The following is a 19,005-nucleotide window of genomic DNA, read 5'->3' on the forward strand; positions in this document are numbered from 1 at the left end:
ATCGGAAGAGGACGCGCTCTACGGCTTGGCGTTCTCCCAGGCTCGCGTCGGACGCCCTTCCTCATCCCATTCGTACTCAGCGAGGGGTTTCTTCCCATCCTCACTGTTGATCATGCGCTTGGCTAGAATTCCATTCGGGTGCCAGCGCCTGAATTCTCCGGCGACGAACCCCATTTTCATGACTCCCTCGGCCCGCAAGGTTCCGTCCTTGTACCACTCGGAGTAAGGGCCGTCCTTGAACCCATCCGTGTACGTCACCTTGCTCACCAGATGGCCGGCCAGGTACTCCACGGCTTCTCCGGTGTAAGGCTCTCCGGCATAGAGCAGTCTGTGATCGAAGCCGATATCAACTTCGTCATCATCAATGTCAATACGTCGCATATCCATTACCACGGGAGTTTGTTCTCAGCGTTGGGCGGCCAGGCGGTAAACCGACCGAAGGTACTCGGAACCTCATGCAGCATATTCGCGCAGTTAGCGCAGAACGGCGCTGCCTTCGGCGGCACGGGAACCTCCAGATCAAAGTCCTTCTTGAAGGGGAACCACACGGAAGCGCGGAGTTCACTCAGAGCGCTCGCGTCGTCCGGCAGTCCCAGCTTCTTTCGTTCCCACAGTAGCTGGTTCGCGGCCTTCACCTCTGCGTGCTCCAGGATCTGCGCAGGGTGGGGCGGATTGGCCTGGAGGGCCTCAAAACGCTCAGCGAGCAGCGGATGCAGATCGTCCAACGGGATCACCGCATCGCCAGGCCCGTTGATGCCCTCGTAGACCATGCCCGTGCGCGTGTCGATTACTGATCCGACACAGGCACCGGTCTGCCCCTTCGAGAACGTACCGTCGTTCTTCGCCTGAATGTAGATGTCCACACGGTCCCGGGAGAGAGTCTGGATGAATTCTTCGACCGGACGACCATCGACGTGTGTGATCAGGCCATCCGAGATCTCGACTCGGGACGGATCCAGTTGGCCGAGGAACTTATCACCAGGGCCCGCCCCGGGCAACGCGCCCTGATGCACCAGCGCATCGGTGGGGTCGTAGCCCTCTGGGTACCCTGGGGCATCCGACGGGTTGCCATTGACGTCGGTGTGGTTTGAGGCGTCGGCATGCTCCCCCGCGCCATGGCCCGCATCGCCGACTCCGTCAGCAACGGATTCGTGGGGCGGGTGATGCGCGCCGTCGTCGGCGTGATGGTGCGGGTCGTTCGTGCCGTCGCTGTGACCGCCCGTACCGGATCCATCGTGGCTGCCGTCGGACGAGTGGCCATGGGAGCCGTCGCCCGGGCCGTCGCCGTGACCGCCTGTGTGGCTGTTCGGGGGCTCGTGGTTGGCCGTCGGGCCGTGGCCGAGGTCGTCCGCGTGGCCTCCCGGGAGGTGGTCTGCCGAACCGCCGGGCAGGTGGTCCGCGGTGCCGCCGGGCAGGTGGTCGCCCAGACCCGTGCCGTTCGGGAGGTCTCCGCCCGCGTGGACGTTCGGAATGTCGCCGCCCCCGTGAACGTTCGGAATGTCGCCGCCCGCGTGGACCGCCGCGTTGTCCGGGACGCGGCCCACATCGTCCAGGCTGCTGCCCAGGTTGATGTGCTGGGCCGCGTCGGCGGTGTGGGTGGCCGCGCCCGACATCGCCGGGACCTTCGCCGGGTCCGGGGTGTGCGGGACGTCCGCGCCCGCCGGACCGGTGGCGTCCGGCTCGCCCCCCGCCGGCCGGTCCACAACGTCCTGCGGGCCCGGCTTCTCCACATCCAGCAGCACATTGCCGTGGCCGTCGACCAGATTGCCGCCCCGATCCGCGTACAGCGTCGGCTCCCCGCCCTCCGCCTTCACCGGCAACGCGTCCTCGTGCACCACCGGCACATCGTCGGGCAGCTTGATGTTGCCGTCCGGCAGCTTCGTCGCCCCCTCCGGGATCGGCGAGCCCTCCGGCAGATGCACCGTCCCGTCCGGCAGCTTCAGCGAACCTTCCGGCAGAGTGATCGCGTTCTCCGGCAGCTTCGGGATCTCGATGTTCCCGATGCCCTTGATCGCCTTGGTGATGTCACCGATCTTCGACAGACCCGCACCCGCACCCTTGGCCACATACGTCATCGGGTCGATGATCTTGCCGGCCTTGCCCGCCACCGACAACGCCTTCGCGACCGCGCCCGCCTTGCCCGCACCCGACGCCGCACCACCCGCACCGCCCGTGAAGACGGTGGTCAGGACGTTGAAGGTGACCGCACCGGCCGCACGACCGGGGTTCTTGCCCCACTCGTCCCACGCCACCAGCGCCTTGCCCGTCTCCTTCATCGCGGTGCGCGAATCACGGATCCAGGACGGGAGTTTGTCATCCGGCAGCAGCCAGAACGCCGTCCCCACACCCGGGATCGACGCCAGCGCCAGACCCGTCGCCAGCTGGGCGAGACCCTTCCAGGCCGCGCCCATCGCGTCCCAGCCGCCGAAACCCACCAGCGTGCCGAGACCCTTGATCGTGCCCCAGATGCCGTCCACGATCAGGCCGTCCCACACAAAGGACTTCACCCAGTGGCCGACCTCGTACCAGTGATGCTTCTCCTCCACCGGGTCACCCCAGGGGAGCTTCGCGTTCTTCAGGTCCTCCGCGTTGAACCCGTACTGGTCCTTGCGCTCCGAACCGTCCCCCGCGACCATCTGCGTCCCACCCCAGATCGCAGTGATCTTGTTGTGGCAGGTCCGCTCCGCCGCCCAGAACGCGGCGACCGTGTTGGTGATGTCGTCCCGGATCTGGTTGTGCTCGTCGACCTTGTCGCCGTCGTACTCCCAGTCGTCATCGTCCTTGACCGAATCGACGAACGTCTGCGCCTTCGTCTTCAACTCCAGCAGCTTCGAGACAAGGGGACGGATCTCCGTCGCGTACGACGACAACGCCGACGACACCGTCTCCAGCTCCGTCGCGAAGTCGTTCGCCCGCTCCTTCACCGGCTTCGTCGTCGCGAAGAGTTGCTCCGCTTCCGGAGCGTGGTAGAAGGCCGACAGGCCCTGGAACTGGGCGTGCACATCGCTGCCGGTGTTCCGGATGTTCGTCGCGTCCTTCTTCAACGCGGCGTGATCCAACTCCAGTTGGAACAGATTGCCCGTGAACTGAGGAATCTCCCCCGGCTTGATCACGCTTAGCACACCCCCGTATGCCCGCATCGATGATTCGGCCCAAGTCTCACCAATAGCAGATCATCATACAAAGGGGTATTGGGGGGATCCGAGTACCGTCACCGAACCGCTACAACATTGCTCAGGCGTACGGATTGCCGTGCAGCCGCACGTCCTGTTCGGCCAACGCGCGTGCCCCGAGAGCCAGTTCGTCGGAGGCGGAGTATGTGCTTTCGGTGAGCAGGCGTCGCGCCTCCGCAAGTCGGGTGCGGGCCGTCGCCCCCACCGTGCCCGAGTGGGTGCGGATGAAATCGTCCGCGGCGGCCGTCGTTGTCTCCGCGAGGAGGCGGTCCGCCGCCGGGAGCGCCCCCGACCTGCCGGTGGCCAGCGGCAGCGTCGCACGTACGACTCCGCGCAGGACGGCGGCCGGGTCGTACGGGCGGCCCGACGTCAACTCGACGCGTACGGAGGTCAGTACGGCGTCGGCGTGCAGCAACTGGGAGTAGGTCTCGCCCTCCCGGACCAGGGGTGTTCTCGACGGCGCCAACTCGGCCTCGGCGGCGGTGAGGACGGCCGGGACCATCCGTGCGGCCTCGGCCAGCCCGTCGGCCGTCCGGTCGACCGCGGCCAGGAACACCTCCGCCTCGGCGATCGCGCCCTCCGCCGTACGAAGCTGCCCCGCCGCTTGCTCCGCGTCGCCGGAATCGGCCGCCTGGCGGCACAGGTTGAGGTGGGTCGTGGCGAACACCAGCCGATCCTTGGCCTGTTCCACGTAACCGATGACCTCGGCACTCGCCGTCGGCGCGTACCGGGCGCGCAGTTCGGTGAGCGTGGCCTCGGCGGCCGGGGTGCGGGAGGTCAGTTCCCGGAAGCGTGACTCCGCGAGCGCCAGGGCCTCGCGCGGGTCCCGCTCCAGCGCCCGTAGCTCCCGCAGCGTCGCCGCGGCGGCGTCCAGGTGCCGGCCGGTCTCCTCGCAGCGGCCCACGATTCCGGCCAGCGTGTGCCGACGGGCGGCCTCCTCCTCGGGTATGCCCTCGTCGTACCGCTGCCGCATCCGGAACGCCGCCGCCAGTTCCGTCTCCGCCGCCCGCAGTTCCGACGCGGCCCCCGCCACCGCCTCCGCTCCCAAGAGGGCTGCGGCGCAGGACAGTTCGGTGTGGGTGGCGTACCGCTGGTTGTCCGCTCGCACCAGGGTCTCGTGGGACCGGGCGGCCAGGTCGTCCAGCGGGTTCGGTTCGGCGACCGGTGGTCGGGGCGGGCCGCCGCCCGGTGTCGTCCGGGTCCGGGTGCGGCGGACTCGGCGAAGATAGCCGTATCCGGCGAGCGCGCCCACCGCGCCCAGCGCCACCAGGGGGAGGACCAGATCGGCGGCGGACGTCTCGTCGTCGCTGGGGGCGGCCGAGGGTGGCGCCTCGGATATCGAGGTCGAGGTAGAGGCCGAGGTCGGCACCGGCGAACGGGTGATCGCAACCGGAACGTCCGTACTCGTCGTCATCCCTGGCAACACCAGCCACACGACCCCGGCCGCACCGCCCACCACGGCATGCGCCACCCGCACGGATATGTGCGACCTGGCGCGCCGCGGGCGGCCTCGGATCAGGGACGACGTCACATTTGGGAGCGTATGGCCGCACCTGCGGGTACGCGACCGGGATTCACCCGGGACGGGGCTGGACGACGCAAGGGGGGGTGACTGCCGGGTGGACCGGTCGTCGACACGGACCGAGCCGGAGAACGGGGAGCCGACCGACCCGGACGAGGCCGAGAGGGAGACACAGGCGCGGACCGACAAGCCCGCCGACCCGGACGCGGCCGACAAGGAAGCCACCACGCCCGGAACCCCCGACGACCCCACCCCACCGCCGGAACTCCGCACGCCCCCACCCCACCCCCGCCGACTCCGCCGCACCCTCCGCAACGCCCTCCGTGCCCTTCTCGTTCTCCTCCTCGCCCTCCTCCTCTCCGTCCTCGGCACCCAGCTCGCCCTCCGTATCAACTACGCCGGTGACCCCGCCGACGGCACCTTCACCCGTCACCGCGACGCCCTCTGGCTCGGACACGCCTGGGTCGACGGGCGGAAGAGCGACGCCGATCTCGCGGCGCTCGCCGAGCGGCTGTCGGACACCGGGATCCGGGATCTGTACGTCCACACCGGGCCCCTGGAGCACGACGGCACGCTGCCCGCGTCCCTGTATCCGAGGGCCGCCTGGTTCATCGCCGGTGTGCACCGCGAGATGCCCGGCGTCCGCGTCCAGGCCTGGCTCGGCGATGTGCTTGCCACCGAGGGTCCGACCGGGCTGCGGCTGGAGGACGCCGGGACGCGCGTGAACGTCGTACGGTCCACCCGGCAGATTCTCGACGCGGGCTTCGAGGGCGCCCACTTCGACCTGGAACCCCTGCACTCCGGCGACCGCGACTACCTCGCCCTGCTCGACACCCTTCACGGCATCACCGGGGCCCACCACGCCCAACTCTCCGTCGCCGCCCACCAGATCGACCCGCTGCCGGGCTTCCACTCCTTCTGGGGCACGGTCGCCGGCCACCCCAAGTGGTGGTCGCAGTCGTTCTTCGGCGAGGTCGCGCGGCGCGTCGACCAGATCGCCGTGATGTCGTACGACACCATGCAGCCGTTCGAGAGCACGTACGGCGGCTATGTCGCCCAGCAGACCTCTCTCGCCCTGGAGGTCACCCCGCAGGGCACCGACCTGCTGATGGGCCTGCCCTTCTACCGTGAGAACCGCTTCGGCCACTGGGCCCACGCGGAGACCGTCCCGGCCGCCGTCCGAGGCGTACGCCTGGGCCTCTCCCGCACGGACCCGGACCGTACCCGCTTCGGCGTCGCGCTCTACGTCGACTTCGCCGCAACGGAGGCGGACTGGAAGGCGTACCGGGACGACTGGGTGCGCTGAGTCGGGTAGTGCCGGCTACGAGGAGCGTCTCCTGATCTTCGACCCCAGCCACACCAGCGGGTCGTACTTCCGGTCGACCGCCCGTTCCTTCAAGGGAATCAGCGCGTTGTCCGTGATTTTGATGCCCTCGGGGCAGACCTCCGTGCAGCACTTGGTGATGTTGCAGTAGCCGAGGCCGTGTTCGTCCTGCGCGGTCTTCTTGCGGTCGAGTCCGCCCTCGGCGGCCGCGTCCAGCGGATGCATGTCCAGCTCCGCCACCCGCATCAGGAAGCGGGGCCCCGCGAACGCCGTCTTGTTCTCCTCGTGGTCGCGCACCACATGGCAGGTGTCCTGGCACAGGAAGCACTCGATGCACTTGCGGAACTCCTGCGAGCGGTCCACGTCCTCCTGCATCATCCGGTACTCGCTGGGCCCGAGCCCGGCGGGCGGGACGAAGGCCGGGACCTCCCTCGCCTTCCGGTAGTTGAAGCCCACGTCCGTGACCAGGTCCCGGACCACCGGGAAGGCGCGCAGCGGAGTCACCGTGATCGTCTCGTCCCGGTCGAACACCGACATGCGGGTCATGCACATCAGCCGGGGCCGCCCGTTGATCTCCGCCGAGCACGAACCGCACTTGCCCGCCTTGCAGTTCCAGCGGACGGCCAGGTCGGGGGCCTGGGTGGCCTGGAGGCGGTGGATGATGTCCAGGACCACCTCGCCGTCGTTCACCTCGACCGCGAAGTCCTTCAGGTCCCCGCCGCTCACATCGCCCCGCCACACCTTGAAGCGGGCCTCATAGCTGCTCACTCGTAGAGCTCCTCTTCGGCGAGGTACTTGACCAGCTCCTCCTTGTCGAACAGGGAGAGCAGGTCCGGGCGGATGGCGTCGGTGGTCTCACGGGTGAGGTCGATCTGGCCGCGCTGCGGGACGTCCGCCCCCGCCGGTCCTCCGGCGGGATCGGCCAGCCGGCACAGGAGGTTGATGTTGCGCCACGCGCGGTCCATCACCGGGTGGTCCTCGCGGGTGTGACCGCCGCGCGACTCGGTGCGCTCCAGCGCGGCGCGGGCCACGCACTCGCTGACCAGCAGCATGTTCCGCAGGTCGAGGGCGAGATGCCAGCCGGGGTTGAACTGGCGGTGCCCCTCGACGCCGGCCCGGCGGGCCCGTACGCGCAGGTCGGCGAGCTTCTCCAGGGCCTGCTCCATCTCGCCCTGGCGGCGGATGATGCCGACCAGGTCGTTCATGGTCTGCTGGAGTTCCTGGTGGAGGGTGTACGGGTTCTCCGGCGGGCCCGCCTCGCCCTCCGCCTCCGCGGAGAACGGCCGCAGGGCCTCCGCGGACGCCAGGTTGACCTGGGCCTCGGAGACCTCGGGGCGCCCGGTCACGCCCGCCGCGTACTCGGCGGCGTGCCAGCCCGCCCGGCGCCCGAAGACCAGGAGGTCGGAGAGCGAGTTGCCGCCGAGCCGGTTGGAGCCGTGCATGCCGCCCGCGACCTCACCGGCCGCGAACAGCCCCGGCACCCCGCGCGCCGCCGCCGTCTCGGAGTCGACGGCGATGCCGCCCATCACGTAGTGACAGGTCGGCCCGACCTCCATCGCCTCCGCGGTGATGTCGACGTCGGCCAGCTCCTTGAACTGGTGGTACATGGACGGCAGTCGGCGCTTGATCACCTCGGCGGGCATACGCGTCGACACGTCCAGGAACACGCCGCCGTGCGGGGAGCCGCGGCCCGCCTTCACCTCGGCGTTGATGGCCCGGGCGACCTCGTCGCGGGGGAGCAGCTCAGGGGGACGCCGGTTGTTGTCCGGGTCGTCGTACCAGCGGTCGCCCTCCTCCTCGGACTGGGCGTACTTCTCCTTGAAGACGTCCGGGATGTAGTCGAACATGAACCGCTTGCCGTCGGAGTTCCTCAGGACCCCGCCGTCGCCGCGCACCGACTCGGTGACGAGGATGCCCTTCACCGACGGCGGCCAGACCATGCCCGTCGGATGGAACTGCACGAACTCCATGTTCAGCAGGGGCGCGCCCGCCAGCAGGGCCAGCGCGTGGCCGTCGCCGGTGTACTCCCACGAGTTCGACGTGACCTTGAAGGACTTGCCGATGCCGCCGGTCGCGACGACGACGGAGGGGGCCTCCAGGACGAAGAAGCGCCCGGACTCGCGCTCGTAGGCGAAGACACCCGAAATCCGGCCCGCGGCGGAGCCGCTGTCGGATGCGGTGTCCTTGAGGATCCGGGTGACCGTGCACTCCTGGAAGATCTTCAGCCGGGACTCGTAGTCGCCGGTCTCCTTCTTGTCCTGCTGCTGGAGGGAGACGATCTTCTGCTGGAGGGTGCGGATCAGCTCCAGGCCCGTACGGTCGCCGACGTGGGCGAGGCGTGGATACTCGTGGCCGCCGAAGTTGCGCTGCGAGATCCGGCCGTCCTTGGTGCGGTCGAAGAGGGCGCCCCAGGTCTCCAGCTCCCAGACCCGGTCGGGGGCCTCACGGGCGTGCAGTTCTGCCATGCGCCACTGGTTGAGGAACTTGCCGCCGCGCATGGTGTCGCGGAAGTGGACCTGCCAGTTGTCGTGCTCGTTGACATTGGCCATGGCCGCCGCGATGCCGCCCTCGGCCATCACCGTGTGCGCCTTGCCGAACAGCGACTTGCAGATCACGGCCGTACGCGCGCCCCGCTCGCGTGCCTCGATGGCGGCGCGCAGCCCGGCGCCGCCGGCGCCCACCACGACGACGTCCCACTCCTGGCGGTCGACCACGGACATCAGCAGGCACCCCTCATCAGAAGAATCGCGGATCGTCGAAGGCGCCGGACGCCAGCAGATAGACGTAGAAGTCGGCGAGCGCCACGCTCACCAACGACGCCCAGGCGAGCAGCATGTGGCGGGCGTTGAGCCTGCCGACGAACTGCCATGCCTTGTAGCGCACGGGATGCTTGGAGAAGTGTTTGAGCTTGCCGCCCACGATGTGCCGACAGGAGTGGCAGGAGATCGTGTACGCCCAGATCAGCGTGATGTTGACGAGGAACACGACGGTGCCGAGGCCCATGTGGCCCCAGTTCTCGTCCGTGTCGCGGAAGGACAGCACGGTGTCGTACGTCAGGACGCCGGCGACGAGGATCGCGGCGTAGAAGAAGTACCGGTGGACGTTCTGCAGGATCAGCGGGAAGCGGGTCTCACCGGAGTACGTCCGGTGCGGCTCGGCGACCGCGCAGGCCGGCGGGGACGCCCAGAAGCCCCGGTAGTAGGCCTTGCGGTAGTAGTAGCAGGTCAGGCGGAAGCCCAGCGGGAAGATCAGGATGATGATCGCCGGGGAGATGCCCCACCAGCTGCCGAAGACGTCGGCGTTGGGGCCCGACGGCATGTCCGCGCAGTTCTCCGCCAGACATGGCGAGTAGAAGGGCGAGACATAGGGCGCCGAGTAGTAGTCGGCGTTCGCGAAGGCCCGCCACGTCGAGTACACGATGAAGGCGAGCAGCCCGGCCGCGGTGACGGCCGGGGCCAGCCACCAGCGGTCGGTACGCAGATGAGGGGCGGCGATCGCGGCGCGCCCGGCGCCCCGCACACCGCCGCGCGGATGGGATCCGGTGGCTGGAGGTTCCGTGCCGGTGGCCAACGTGAGCCCTCCTGATGGGTCAGGGAGCGTGGCGGTCGCGGGCGCCGAGGCCCTCGTCGTCCGAGTCCGTCCACATGCTGGGGTCGTAGGGGGTGTCGGAGATCGTGACGAGCTCCGGTGTGCGCGCGGCCTCGGGGAGGCTGGCCGACTGACGCAGCAGCGAGACGCTCTCGCGCAGATGCTCCGCGTCGGTGCGGACGCGGCGGATCTCCAGCCCGCCGCCACCGAGCTGCTGTTCCAGTCGGCCGAGCGACCGGAACAGGTCGTCGAGGCTGTGCTGGACCGATGTCAGTTCATCTTGCACGGACATGTTGTGCACCTCACTTCCGCGGGCTTGGAGCCTTGGACGGGGGCGTTCGTGCGCCAGCGAGTGTTGCGCGTCACACGGGCCGGTGGGAAGGGATGTGCACCGATTGGCTGATGCGCGGTAGTGCGCCCTTGACGCCTGGCCGCTGTGTGTGATCGCGCCCTTGACGCATTGCGCCGCACGGGTGGGCTTCCGGTGCGCCGTCGCCGTGTCGTCCAGGGTTGCCGAACCCTTTCCTCTTCAGTGGCTGCGTACATCCGAATACATCTGATCACTCAAATGTCACCCAAAAGTGATCAACCCGAGTGATCGCCCAAATGTGATCGTAACTCCCGCGGCTTCCCGGAGGTACCCGAAGATGTCCCACCACGGCAGCGGCCCTGGCAGCGCCCCAAAGGGGCGCGGGGAACAGCGCGACCAGCCACGGCACAGCCGCACTCGAACGACGGCCCGTAGCGGCTCTCCCCGCGGAGCGCTTCGCTCGGTCGCCTTCCTCACCGCGGGAGCGCTCGCGGTGCCCACCCTGGCCGCCTGCGGTTCCACCGACGAGGCCGGCAAGCCACTGGCCGCCCAGGACATCGCCCCGGCCGACCGCGCCCGGATCGCCGACGGCGGCACCCTGCGCTGGGCCGTGGACGACGTGCCGGAGACCTTCAACACCTTCCAGTCCGACGCCGACGCCACCACCACCCGGGTGGCCCAGGCCGTCCTGCCGTCGATGTTCCGGCTCGACCGCAACGCGCGGCCCCAGCGCGACGCCGACTTCCTGGAGTCCGCCAAGGTCGTCGAGACCGAGCCCAAGCAGGTCGTCCTCTACCGGCTCGACCAGCAGGCCGTCTGGAGCGACGGCCGGGAGATCGGCGCCGCCGACTTCGCCGCCCAGTGGCGCGCCCTGTCCGGCAAGGACAGCGCCTACTGGACCGCCCGCAACGCCGGCTACGACCGCATCGAGAAGATCGAGCGCGGCAAGAACGACCTGGAGGTCCGGGTCACCTTCGCCCGCCCCTACGCCGACTGGAAGTCGCTGTTCTCCCCGCTGTACCCGAAGGACGTCATGGGCACGCCCGACTCCTTCAACGACGGGGCCCGGCGCAAGCTGAAGGTGACCGCCGGCCCCTTCTCGCTGAAGAAGGTCGACCACAAGGCCGAGCAGATCACCCTCACCCGTAATCCGCGCTGGTGGGGGCGGCCGGCCAAGCTCTCCGAGATCGTCCTCACGGCCGTCCCGCGCACCGAGCGCGCCACCGCGCTGGCCGCCGGCAAGGTCGACCTCGCCGAGATCGACCCGGCCGACGTCCGCCGCATCAACGGCGCCGCCAAGATCACGGCCGGTCCGCTCGCCGGGCCCGGCGGAGGCCGGACCGCGCTCAAGGCGCTGCGCTCCTGGGCGGTCGCGCACGGCTTCGACGGGGACGAGGCGCAGGGCCGCAAGAAGCTGATCAAGGCGATCGCGACCTGGCAGGCCCAGCAGCAGTCGCTGCGGGGCGTCGAGGTCCGCCGCTCGCTGGAGCCGGCGTTCACCCAGCTCGCCCTGAACGGCGCCGACGGTCCGCTCGCCGACGAGCGGGTACGGCGGGCCGTGGCCCGGGCACTGGACCGCAAGGAGCTGGCCGCGCTGGTCCTCAAGCCGCTCGGCCTGCCCGTCGAGCCGGTCGGCAGCCACCTCGCCCTGTCCGGGCAGGAGGTCTACGCCGACAACAGCGGGGCGCTCGGCGACCAGGACACCGCGGAGGCGCAGGCGCTGCTGGCGGACGCCGGGTGGGTCGCCGGGGGACCGGTGAAGGAAGAGAAGAAGAAGGGGCAGAAGGAAGAGGACGGCGAGGAGGGCGAGGGCGAGAAGGCCGCCGGGGGCGAGTCGGCCGCGAAGAAGAAGAGCGGCGGCGAGAAGTCCGAGAAGTCCGAGAAGTCGGAGGCTGACTCGTCCGACGGCGACAAGGCGGCGGGCCGTACGTCCGAGGGTGGTGCCGACGGGACGTACATCGTCGGTGAGGACAACAAGGCGGAGGAGGCCGGCGCCGACGCGGACGACGGCGAGCGGCACGGCCGCCAGCTCGCGCAGGACGGCAAGCGGTACATCGGCCGTGAGCTGCACCAGGGCGGAGCGCCGGGCGCGTACGCCCCCAAGGGCACCGCCGCTCCGGCCGCCGGCCCGGCGGGGGCGCTGGCCAAGGACGGCAAGGCGCTCACCCTGCGGTTCGTGGTGCCGTCGGGGCAGGGCTCGGAGAGTCTGCGGACCGTGGCCGACCGGATCGCGAAGATGCTGGAGAAGGTCGGCATCCGCACCGAGATCACCAAGGTCCCCGACGAGAGCTACTTCAAGGACCACATCGCCTCCGGCCAGTACGACCTCGCCCTCTACTCCTGGCCCACCTCCGCCTTCCCCGCCACCGACGCCCGGCCGATCTACGCCAAGCCGGTGCCGGGCGCGGACGGCTCGCTGAGCGTCGAGCAGAACTACACGCGGGTGGGGACGGACCAGGTCGACCAGCTCTTCGACGAGGCGATCGCCACGCTGGACGAGGACGAGTCACGGAAGCTGTTGCGCAAGGCGGACAGCCGGATCTGGGCCGCGGCGGGGTCGATTCCCCTGTATCAGCGGCCTCAGCTGACCGCCGCGCGAAAGGAGCTGGTCAACGCGGGGGCGTTCGGGTTCCAGACGCCGGTGTACGAGGACATGGGGTTCTTGAAGAAGGGGATGAAGGCTTCCGCCAGTCCGGACAAGGAGTAGGACAAGGGGGCGGGGGTGCGGATTCGTGGCCGGCCGCAGATGCGTTGTGGCTGGTCGCGCCGTTCTCCGCGCCCCTTACCCGGCGGTCCGGCGAGCCCACGCCGTCAAGGGCACGTACCATGGGGTGAGGCCGTGGCGTGTCAAGCCCGGCAGGCCCGCGTCACACGGACGTACGCAGCAGGGCCTTCTCACCACTCTGGGAGTACGCCGCACTATGGCCACGCGCCACGACATCCGTAACGTCGCAATCGTCGCCCACGTCGACCACGGCAAGACGACCATCGTCGACGGCATGCTGAAGCAGGCCGGCGCCTTCGCCGCCCACCAGCTCGACTCCGTCGACGACCGCGTCATGGACTCGAACGACCTGGAGCGTGAGAAGGGCATCACGATCCTCGCCAAGAACACCGCGGTGAAGTACCACCCGAAGGACGGCGGGGACCCGATCACCATCAACATCATCGACACCCCCGGCCACGCCGACTTCGGTGGCGAGGTCGAGCGCGGTCTGTCGATGGTCGACGGTGTGGTGCTGCTCGTGGACGCCTCCGAGGGCCCCCTGCCGCAGACCCGCTTCGTGCTGCGCAAGGCGCTCCAGCAGCGGCTGCCCGTCATCCTCTGTATCAACAAGACGGACCGCCCGGACTCCCGTATCGACGAGGTCGTCAACGAGACCTACGACCTCTTCCTCGACCTGGACGCGGACGAGGAGCAGATCGAGTTCCCGATCGTCTACGCCTGCGGCCGCGACGGCATCGCCTCGCTGACCAAGCCGGACAACGGCACGGTCCCGGCGGACTCCACCAGCCTGGAGCCGTTCTTCTCCACGATCCTGGAGCACATCCCGGCCCCGACCTACGACGAGGCCGCCCCGCTCCAGGCCCACGTCACCAACCTGGACGCCGACAACTTCCTCGGCCGTATCGCGCTGCTCCGCGTGGAGCAGGGCGAGCTCAGGAAGGGCCAGACCGTCGCGTGGATCAAGCGGGACGGCTCCGTCAGCAATGTCCGTATCTCCGAGCTGATGATGACCGAGGCCCTCACCCGCAAGCCCGCCGAGAAGGCCGGCCCGGGTGACATCTGCGCCGTCGCCGGTATCCCGGACATCATGATCGGCGAGACGCTGGCCGACCCCGAGAACCCGGTCGCGCTGCCGCTGATCACGGTCGACGAGCCGGCGATCTCCATGACCATCGGCACCAACACCTCCCCGCTGGTCGGCCGTGGCGGCACCGGCAAGGGCGCCGACGCGAAGTCGGCCGTGAAGGACCGCAAGGTCACCGCCCGTCAGGTGAAGGACCGTCTGGACCGCGAGCTGATCGGTAACGTCTCGCTGCGCGTGCTGGAGACGGACCGCCCGGACGCCTGGGAGGTCCAGGGCCGTGGTGAGCTGGCGCTCGCCATCCTCGTCGAGACCATGCGCCGGGAGGGCTACGAGCTCACCGTCGGCAAGCCGCAGGTCGTCACGAAGGACGTCGACGGCAAGGTGTACGAGCCGGTCGAGCGCATGACGATCGACGTGCCCGAGGAGCACATGGGCGCGGTCACGCAGCTCATGGGTGTCCGCAAGGGCCGGATGGACAACATGTCCAACCACGGCTCCGGCTGGGTGCGCATGGAGTTCGTCGTGCCCTCGCGCGGTCTCATCGGCTTCCGGACCGAGTTCCTGACGCAGACCCGCGGCACCGGTATCGGCCACTCCATCCACGAGGGCTTCGAGCCCTGGTTCGGCACGCTCCAGACCCGTAACAACGGCTCGCTGGTCGCCGACCGCGCCGGTGCCGTCACCGCGTTCGCGATGACGAACCTTCAGGAGCGCGGCGTGCTCTTCGTGGAGCCGGGCACCGAGGTGTACGAGGGCATGATCGTCGGTGAGAACTCCCGCTCCGACGACATGGACGTCAACATCACCAAGGAGAAGAAGCTCACCAACATGCGGTCGTCCACGGCCGATGTGGCCGAGTCGATCGTGCCGCCGCGCAAGCTGTCGCTGGAGCAGTCCCTGGAGTTCTGCCGCGACGACGAGTGCGTCGAGGTGACCCCCGAGGCCGTGCGGATCCGCAAGGTGAACCTGGACGCCCGCGAGCGTGCCCGGGCCGCCTCGCGCGCCAAGCACGGCTGAGCCGGCCGCGTTCGGCCGCTCCGACGCCCAGAACCGGCCGAGCCGGGCACTCCGCAGCAAGCGGGGCGCCCGGCTCGGCCGTTTTCCCGGCGTACGTCCTGGAGTAAGCGGGACGTAGGGAAAACCCTTCACCTTGGCCCAGGAGCCGCACAGCACGTCTGTTCCCCACTAATGTGCTGTGTGGGTGGACGTTCCGTGCTTTGTACGGCATCCCCGGCCGGACGCGTTTGTTCTGACGCGGCATCAGGCGGGTTGAGGCCATGCACACCGTCACCGTAGAGCGCAATCGGTTTTTCACTCCCGGACGTCCGGAATGCGGACAGTCGCCTCCGATAGATGTGTAACAAGTCCGTTTCGCAGGGATCTTTCTGCAAACCGTTTGTCCGGATTTTGGAAGAAGTACACGTCAGGTGTGATCGAACCGAGACCTTGAGGGTGTGGTTCGGCCACCGCCCATGGCAGATAGTTAGGCGCGTAGAGCTCGGAACAACGGGTCACGCGCAATGTGGCTCCGACTCGCGAGCGGGGGGCACCCAACATCTCTGCCATCACTGATGGCCGTATGCCGTGTGCCCTTCATGTGGTGGACCAATGGACTCTCAAGAGGAGGAACCCATGCGCGGTGCGAAGAGCGCCAAGTGGGTCGCGATAGCCGCGGTTGTGGCGCTGGGCGCGACCGCCTGTGGTGGTGGCAACGACGACAAGGGCAGCGACAGCAAGGCCGCGATCGACCCGAACGGCAAGTTCTCGATCGAGGTCGGCGAGCCGGAGAACCCGCTGCAGCCCGCCAACACCATGGAGTCCAACGGCAGCATCGTCACCCGTGCGCTGTTCTCCACGCTCGTCGACTACGACGCCAGCGGCAAGATCGTCATGGTGAACGCCGAGTCGGTCGACAGCAAGGACAACAAGACCTTCACGGTCAAGCTGAAGGCCGGCTGGAAGTTCCACGACGGCACCCCGGTCACCGCCACGTCCTACGTCAAGGCGTGGAACTGGGCCGCCAACCCGGCGAACAAGCAGACCAACAGCTTCTGGTACTCCGACATCCAGGGCTACGACGAGGTCGCTCCCGCCGAGGGCAAGCCGAAGGCCACGGAGATGTCCGGCCTGAAGGTCGTCGACGACAACACCTTCACCATCACGCTGACCAAGGCCCTGCCGTACTTCGTGTACAAGCTCGGCTACGAGGTCTTCTCGCCGCTGCCCGAGTCCTTCTACAAGGACCCCGCCGCCGCCGGTCAGCACCCGGTCGGCAACGGCCCCTACAAGTTCGTCAGCTGGGACCACAAGAAGTCCATCGAGGTCGCCCGCTACGACGACTACCAGGGTCCGAACAAGGCCAAGAACGGCGGTGTGGTCTTCAAGAACTACACCAGCCTCGAGACGGCCTACCAGGACCTGAAGTCGAACAACGTCGACGTCCTGCGCCAGATCGCCCCGAAGGACCTCCCGGTCTACAAGGCCGACCTCGGTGACCGCGCCGTGGACAAGGCCTACTCCGCGATCCAGTCGATCGCCGTGGCGTACTACGCGCCGCAGTGGAAGAAGATCAACCCGAAGGTCATCCAGGGCCTTTCGATGGCCATCGACCGCGACACGATCACCAAGACCGTGCTCCAGGGCACCCGTGAGCCGGCCACCGGCTGGGTCGCCAAGGGCGTCCTCGGCTACCAGCCGGACGCCGCGGGCGACGTCACCAAGTACGACCCGGCCAAGGCCAAGGCGCTCATCACGGAGGGCGGCGGCGTTCCGGGCAACGCCATCACCATCCAGTTCAACGCCGACGGCGGTCACAAGGACTGGGTCGAGGCGGTCTGCAACTCCATCACCAAGGCCACCGGTGTGAAGTGCTCCCTCGACTCGAAGGCGGACTTCCAGACGGACCTCCAGGCCCGCAAGGCCAAGCAGGTCAAGTCGCTGTACCGCTCGGGCTGGGTGCTCGACTACCCCTTCATCGCCAACTTCGTGCGCGACCTGTTCGGCACCAAGTCGGACGGTAACCAGGGCGGCTTCTCCAGCCCGGCGATCGACAAGCTGATCACCGAGGCCGACTCCGCCCCGTCGCTGGACGAGTCGATGAAGAAGTACCAGGAAGTCGAGAAGCAGCTGGTCAACTACATGCCCAGCATCCCGCTCTGGTACTACAAGGTCAACGCGGGCTACTCGGCGAACGTCACCGGCGTCGAGTACGCCCAGGACGGCGACCCGATCCTGACCGGCGTTCAGGTCAAGAAGAAGTAACCACAAGCCCGTAGTCCCGGGGCGCGGTCGGCCGCGCCCCGGGGAACGGCAGTGGCTGGGGGGCCCTTTCCACACGCATCTTTCACAGGTGCGCGGGGAAAGGGCCCGTCGGTGCTGTCGTGATTGACATGGAGGCACGATGGGGCGCTACGTCGCACGACGACTGCTCCAGATGATCCCGGTCTTCTTCGGGACAACCCTGCTGATCTTCCTGATGGTCTACGCCCTGCCCGGTGACCCTGTGAGCGGGCTGTTCGGCGACAAGGGCGGCAGCCCGCAGGTGATCGCAGCGCTGAAGCATGAGTACGGCCTGGATCAGCCGATCTGGCAGCAGTACTACAACTACATGCGGGACATGATCCTGCACCTGGACTTCGGCACCCAGATCGCCAGCGGCCGCCCGGTCACCGATGTGCTCGGTGACGCGTTCCCGGTGACGCTGCGTCTGGCCGGCCTGGCCTTCGCCTTCGAGGCGGTGCTGGGTCTCGCTCTCGGTATCGTCAGCGGTCTGCGGGCCGGCCGGATCACGGACAACGTGGTCCTGCTGATCACGCTGCTGCTCATCTCGATGCCCGTGTTCGTCCTCGGCTTCATCCTCCAGATGGTCTTCTCCGACCAGCTCGGATGGGTGGCGCCCAGCGTCAACGACGACACGGACCTCACCCAGTTCATCCTCCCGGCCGTCGTCCTCGGCACCGCGTCGCTGGCTTATGTGACCCGGCTCACCCGGACCTCGATCGCGGAGAACCTGCGCGCCGACTACATCCGCACGGCCATCGCCAAGGGCCTGCCGCGGCGTCGCGTCGTGGGTGTCCACCTGATGCGCAACTCGCTGATCCCGGTGGTCACTTACCTCGGTACCGACATCGGCGCCCTGATGGGTGGCGCGGTCGTCACCGAGCACATCTTCAACATTCATGGTGTGGGCGGCACGATCGCCGAGTCCATCGTGCGACGCGAGGGCACCACCCTGGTCGGTCTGGTGACCATCCTGGTCATCATCTACCTCCTCGCCAGCCTGCTCGTCGACCTGCTCTACGCGGTCCTGGACCCGAGGATTCGCTATGCCTGACGTGACCAAGACCGATGTCAAGGACGCCGTGGCGGAGACCGCCGCGGCTCCGACCGCCGCTCCCGCCGCTCCGGCCAAGCCGGAGAAGGCCCGCAGCCTGTGGGGCGACGCCTGGGCGGATCTGCGCCGCAGCTGGATCTTCATCGTCTCCAGCCTGCTGATCGTCTTCCTGCTGACGGTCACCTTCTTCCCTGGCTGGTTCACCGGCACGGACCCGATCCTGGGCGACCTGTCCAAGCACTACCTGCAGAAGCCCAAGCTGGGCGAGATAGGTTCGGCCGACTGGCTGGGCTACGACCAGCAGGGCCGCAGCGTGTACGCGCGCGTCATCTACGGCACCCGGGCCTCGGTGGCCGTCGGCTTCGGCACCACCATCGTCGTCACCCTGGTGGGCGGACTGGTCGGCATGATCGCCGGCTACTTCGGCGGCCTCGTCGACTCGATCCTGTCCCGCCTGACGGACGTGTTCTTCGGTATCCCGTTCCTGCTCGGCACCATGGTCGCGCTGAACTCCTTCGAGCACCGCACGACATGGGTCGTCATCGGCGCCCTCGGCTTCTTCGGCTGGACCCAGATCGCCCGCGTGATGCGCGGCGCGGTCATCACCACCAAGCAGGCCGACTATGTCCAGGCCGCCAAGGCGCTCGGCGCGAGCACCTCGCGCATCATGTTCCGGCACATCCTGCCGAACAGCCTCGCCCCGGTGATCGTCGTCGCCACCATCTCGCTCGGTGTCTACATCGGCGCCGAGGCCACGCTGTCGTACCTGGGCCTCGGCCTGAACGGCGTGTCGTGGGGCAACGACATCTCCGACGGCGGCAACCAGATCCGCGTAGCACAGTGGATCATGCTCTACCCGTCGATCATGCTCAGCATCACGGTGCTGGCGTTCATCATGCTCGGTGAGGCCGTACGCAACGCCCTCGACCCGAAGATGCGCTGA

Annotated in this window: 13 protein-coding genes; 6 read left to right on the forward strand and 7 right to left on the reverse strand. The window is 68.4% G+C overall.

All coding sequences use genetic code 11. The features are described from left to right. Positions 1 to 18: 18 nt before the first annotated feature. The 3 genes from ACZ5NW_RS16565 to ACZ5NW_RS16575 form a co-directional block, all read right to left on the reverse strand. Complete coding sequence (locus tag ACZ5NW_RS16565) at positions 19 to 381, reverse strand: toxin-antitoxin system YwqK family antitoxin (protein WP_468744542.1); 363 nt, start codon at positions 379 to 381, stop codon at positions 19 to 21. A 5-nt stretch (positions 382 to 386) separates the two neighbouring features. Continuing rightward, positions 387 to 3,113 (reverse strand): YwqJ-related putative deaminase, encoded by a 2,727-nt coding sequence (locus ACZ5NW_RS16570; RefSeq protein ID WP_468744543.1) that lies wholly within the window; start codon positions 3,111 to 3,113, stop codon positions 387 to 389. 121 nt (positions 3,114 to 3,234) lie between these two features. Then, the gene (locus ACZ5NW_RS16575) at positions 3,235 to 4,587 is read right to left on the reverse strand and encodes a hypothetical protein (RefSeq protein ID WP_468744544.1); all 1,353 of its coding nucleotides are present in this window, start codon (positions 4,585 to 4,587) and stop codon (positions 3,235 to 3,237) included. A 205-nt stretch (positions 4,588 to 4,792) separates the two neighbouring features. Here ACZ5NW_RS16575 and ACZ5NW_RS16580 point away from each other — a divergent pair, with 205 nt between their 5' ends. Further along, a complete protein-coding gene (locus tag ACZ5NW_RS16580) occupies positions 4,793 to 6,001 on the forward strand; it encodes a glycoside hydrolase family 18 protein (protein ID WP_468744545.1) in 1,209 nt (402 codons plus the stop codon). 15 nt (positions 6,002 to 6,016) lie between these two features. Here the strand turns inward: ACZ5NW_RS16580 and ACZ5NW_RS16585 are convergent, their stop codons facing one another. Genes ACZ5NW_RS16585 through ACZ5NW_RS16600 form a run of 4 tightly spaced genes read right to left on the reverse strand, consistent with a single transcriptional unit; the run spans position 6,017 to position 9,899 of the window. Beyond that, positions 6,017 to 6,787 carry a succinate dehydrogenase/fumarate reductase iron-sulfur subunit gene (locus tag ACZ5NW_RS16585; RefSeq protein ID WP_468744546.1) on the reverse strand — a complete coding sequence of 257 codons (771 nt, stop codon included), beginning with the start codon at positions 6,785 to 6,787 and terminating at the stop codon, positions 6,017 to 6,019. Further along, positions 6,784 to 8,739: a fumarate reductase/succinate dehydrogenase flavoprotein subunit gene (locus ACZ5NW_RS16590; RefSeq protein ID WP_468744547.1), complete on the reverse strand. Its 1,956-nt coding sequence runs from the start codon at positions 8,737 to 8,739 to the stop codon at positions 6,784 to 6,786. Before ACZ5NW_RS16590 ends, ACZ5NW_RS16585 begins: the two co-directional genes overlap by 4 nt. 16 nt (positions 8,740 to 8,755) lie before the next feature. After that, positions 8,756 to 9,589, reverse strand: a complete 834-nt coding sequence (locus tag ACZ5NW_RS16595; RefSeq protein WP_468744548.1) for a hypothetical protein — start codon at positions 9,587 to 9,589, stop codon at positions 8,756 to 8,758. 19 nt (positions 9,590 to 9,608) lie between these two features. Further along, on the reverse strand, positions 9,609 to 9,899 hold the full coding sequence (locus tag ACZ5NW_RS16600; RefSeq protein WP_468744549.1) for a hypothetical protein: 291 nt from the start codon (positions 9,897 to 9,899) through the stop codon (positions 9,609 to 9,611). 511 nt (positions 9,900 to 10,410) lie between these two features. Between ACZ5NW_RS16600 and ACZ5NW_RS16605 the strand changes: the two genes are divergently transcribed. From ACZ5NW_RS16605 to ACZ5NW_RS16625, 5 genes are all read left to right on the forward strand, one after another. Then, positions 10,411 to 12,624, forward strand: coding sequence for an ABC transporter family substrate-binding protein (locus tag ACZ5NW_RS16605; protein WP_468744550.1), 2,214 nt, complete (start codon positions 10,411 to 10,413; stop codon positions 12,622 to 12,624). A gap of 214 nt (positions 12,625 to 12,838) precedes the next feature. Further along, positions 12,839 to 14,746 (forward strand): translational GTPase TypA, encoded by a 1,908-nt coding sequence (typA, locus tag ACZ5NW_RS16610; protein WP_468744551.1) that lies wholly within the window; start codon positions 12,839 to 12,841, stop codon positions 14,744 to 14,746. Positions 14,747 to 15,361: 615 nt separating this feature from the next. Continuing rightward, positions 15,362 to 16,990, forward strand: a complete 1,629-nt coding sequence (locus tag ACZ5NW_RS16615) for a peptide ABC transporter substrate-binding protein (protein WP_468744552.1) — start codon at positions 15,362 to 15,364, stop codon at positions 16,988 to 16,990. A 139-nt stretch (positions 16,991 to 17,129) separates the two neighbouring features. Further along, positions 17,130 to 18,062, forward strand: coding sequence for an ABC transporter permease (locus ACZ5NW_RS16620; protein WP_468744553.1), 933 nt, complete (start codon positions 17,130 to 17,132; stop codon positions 18,060 to 18,062). Continuing rightward, positions 18,055 to 19,005, forward strand: coding sequence for an ABC transporter permease (locus ACZ5NW_RS16625; protein WP_468744554.1), 951 nt, complete (start codon positions 18,055 to 18,057; stop codon positions 19,003 to 19,005). Before ACZ5NW_RS16620 ends, ACZ5NW_RS16625 begins: the two co-directional genes overlap by 8 nt.

The sequence above is a fragment of the Streptomyces sp. NPDC032126 genome (assembly GCF_055580085.1).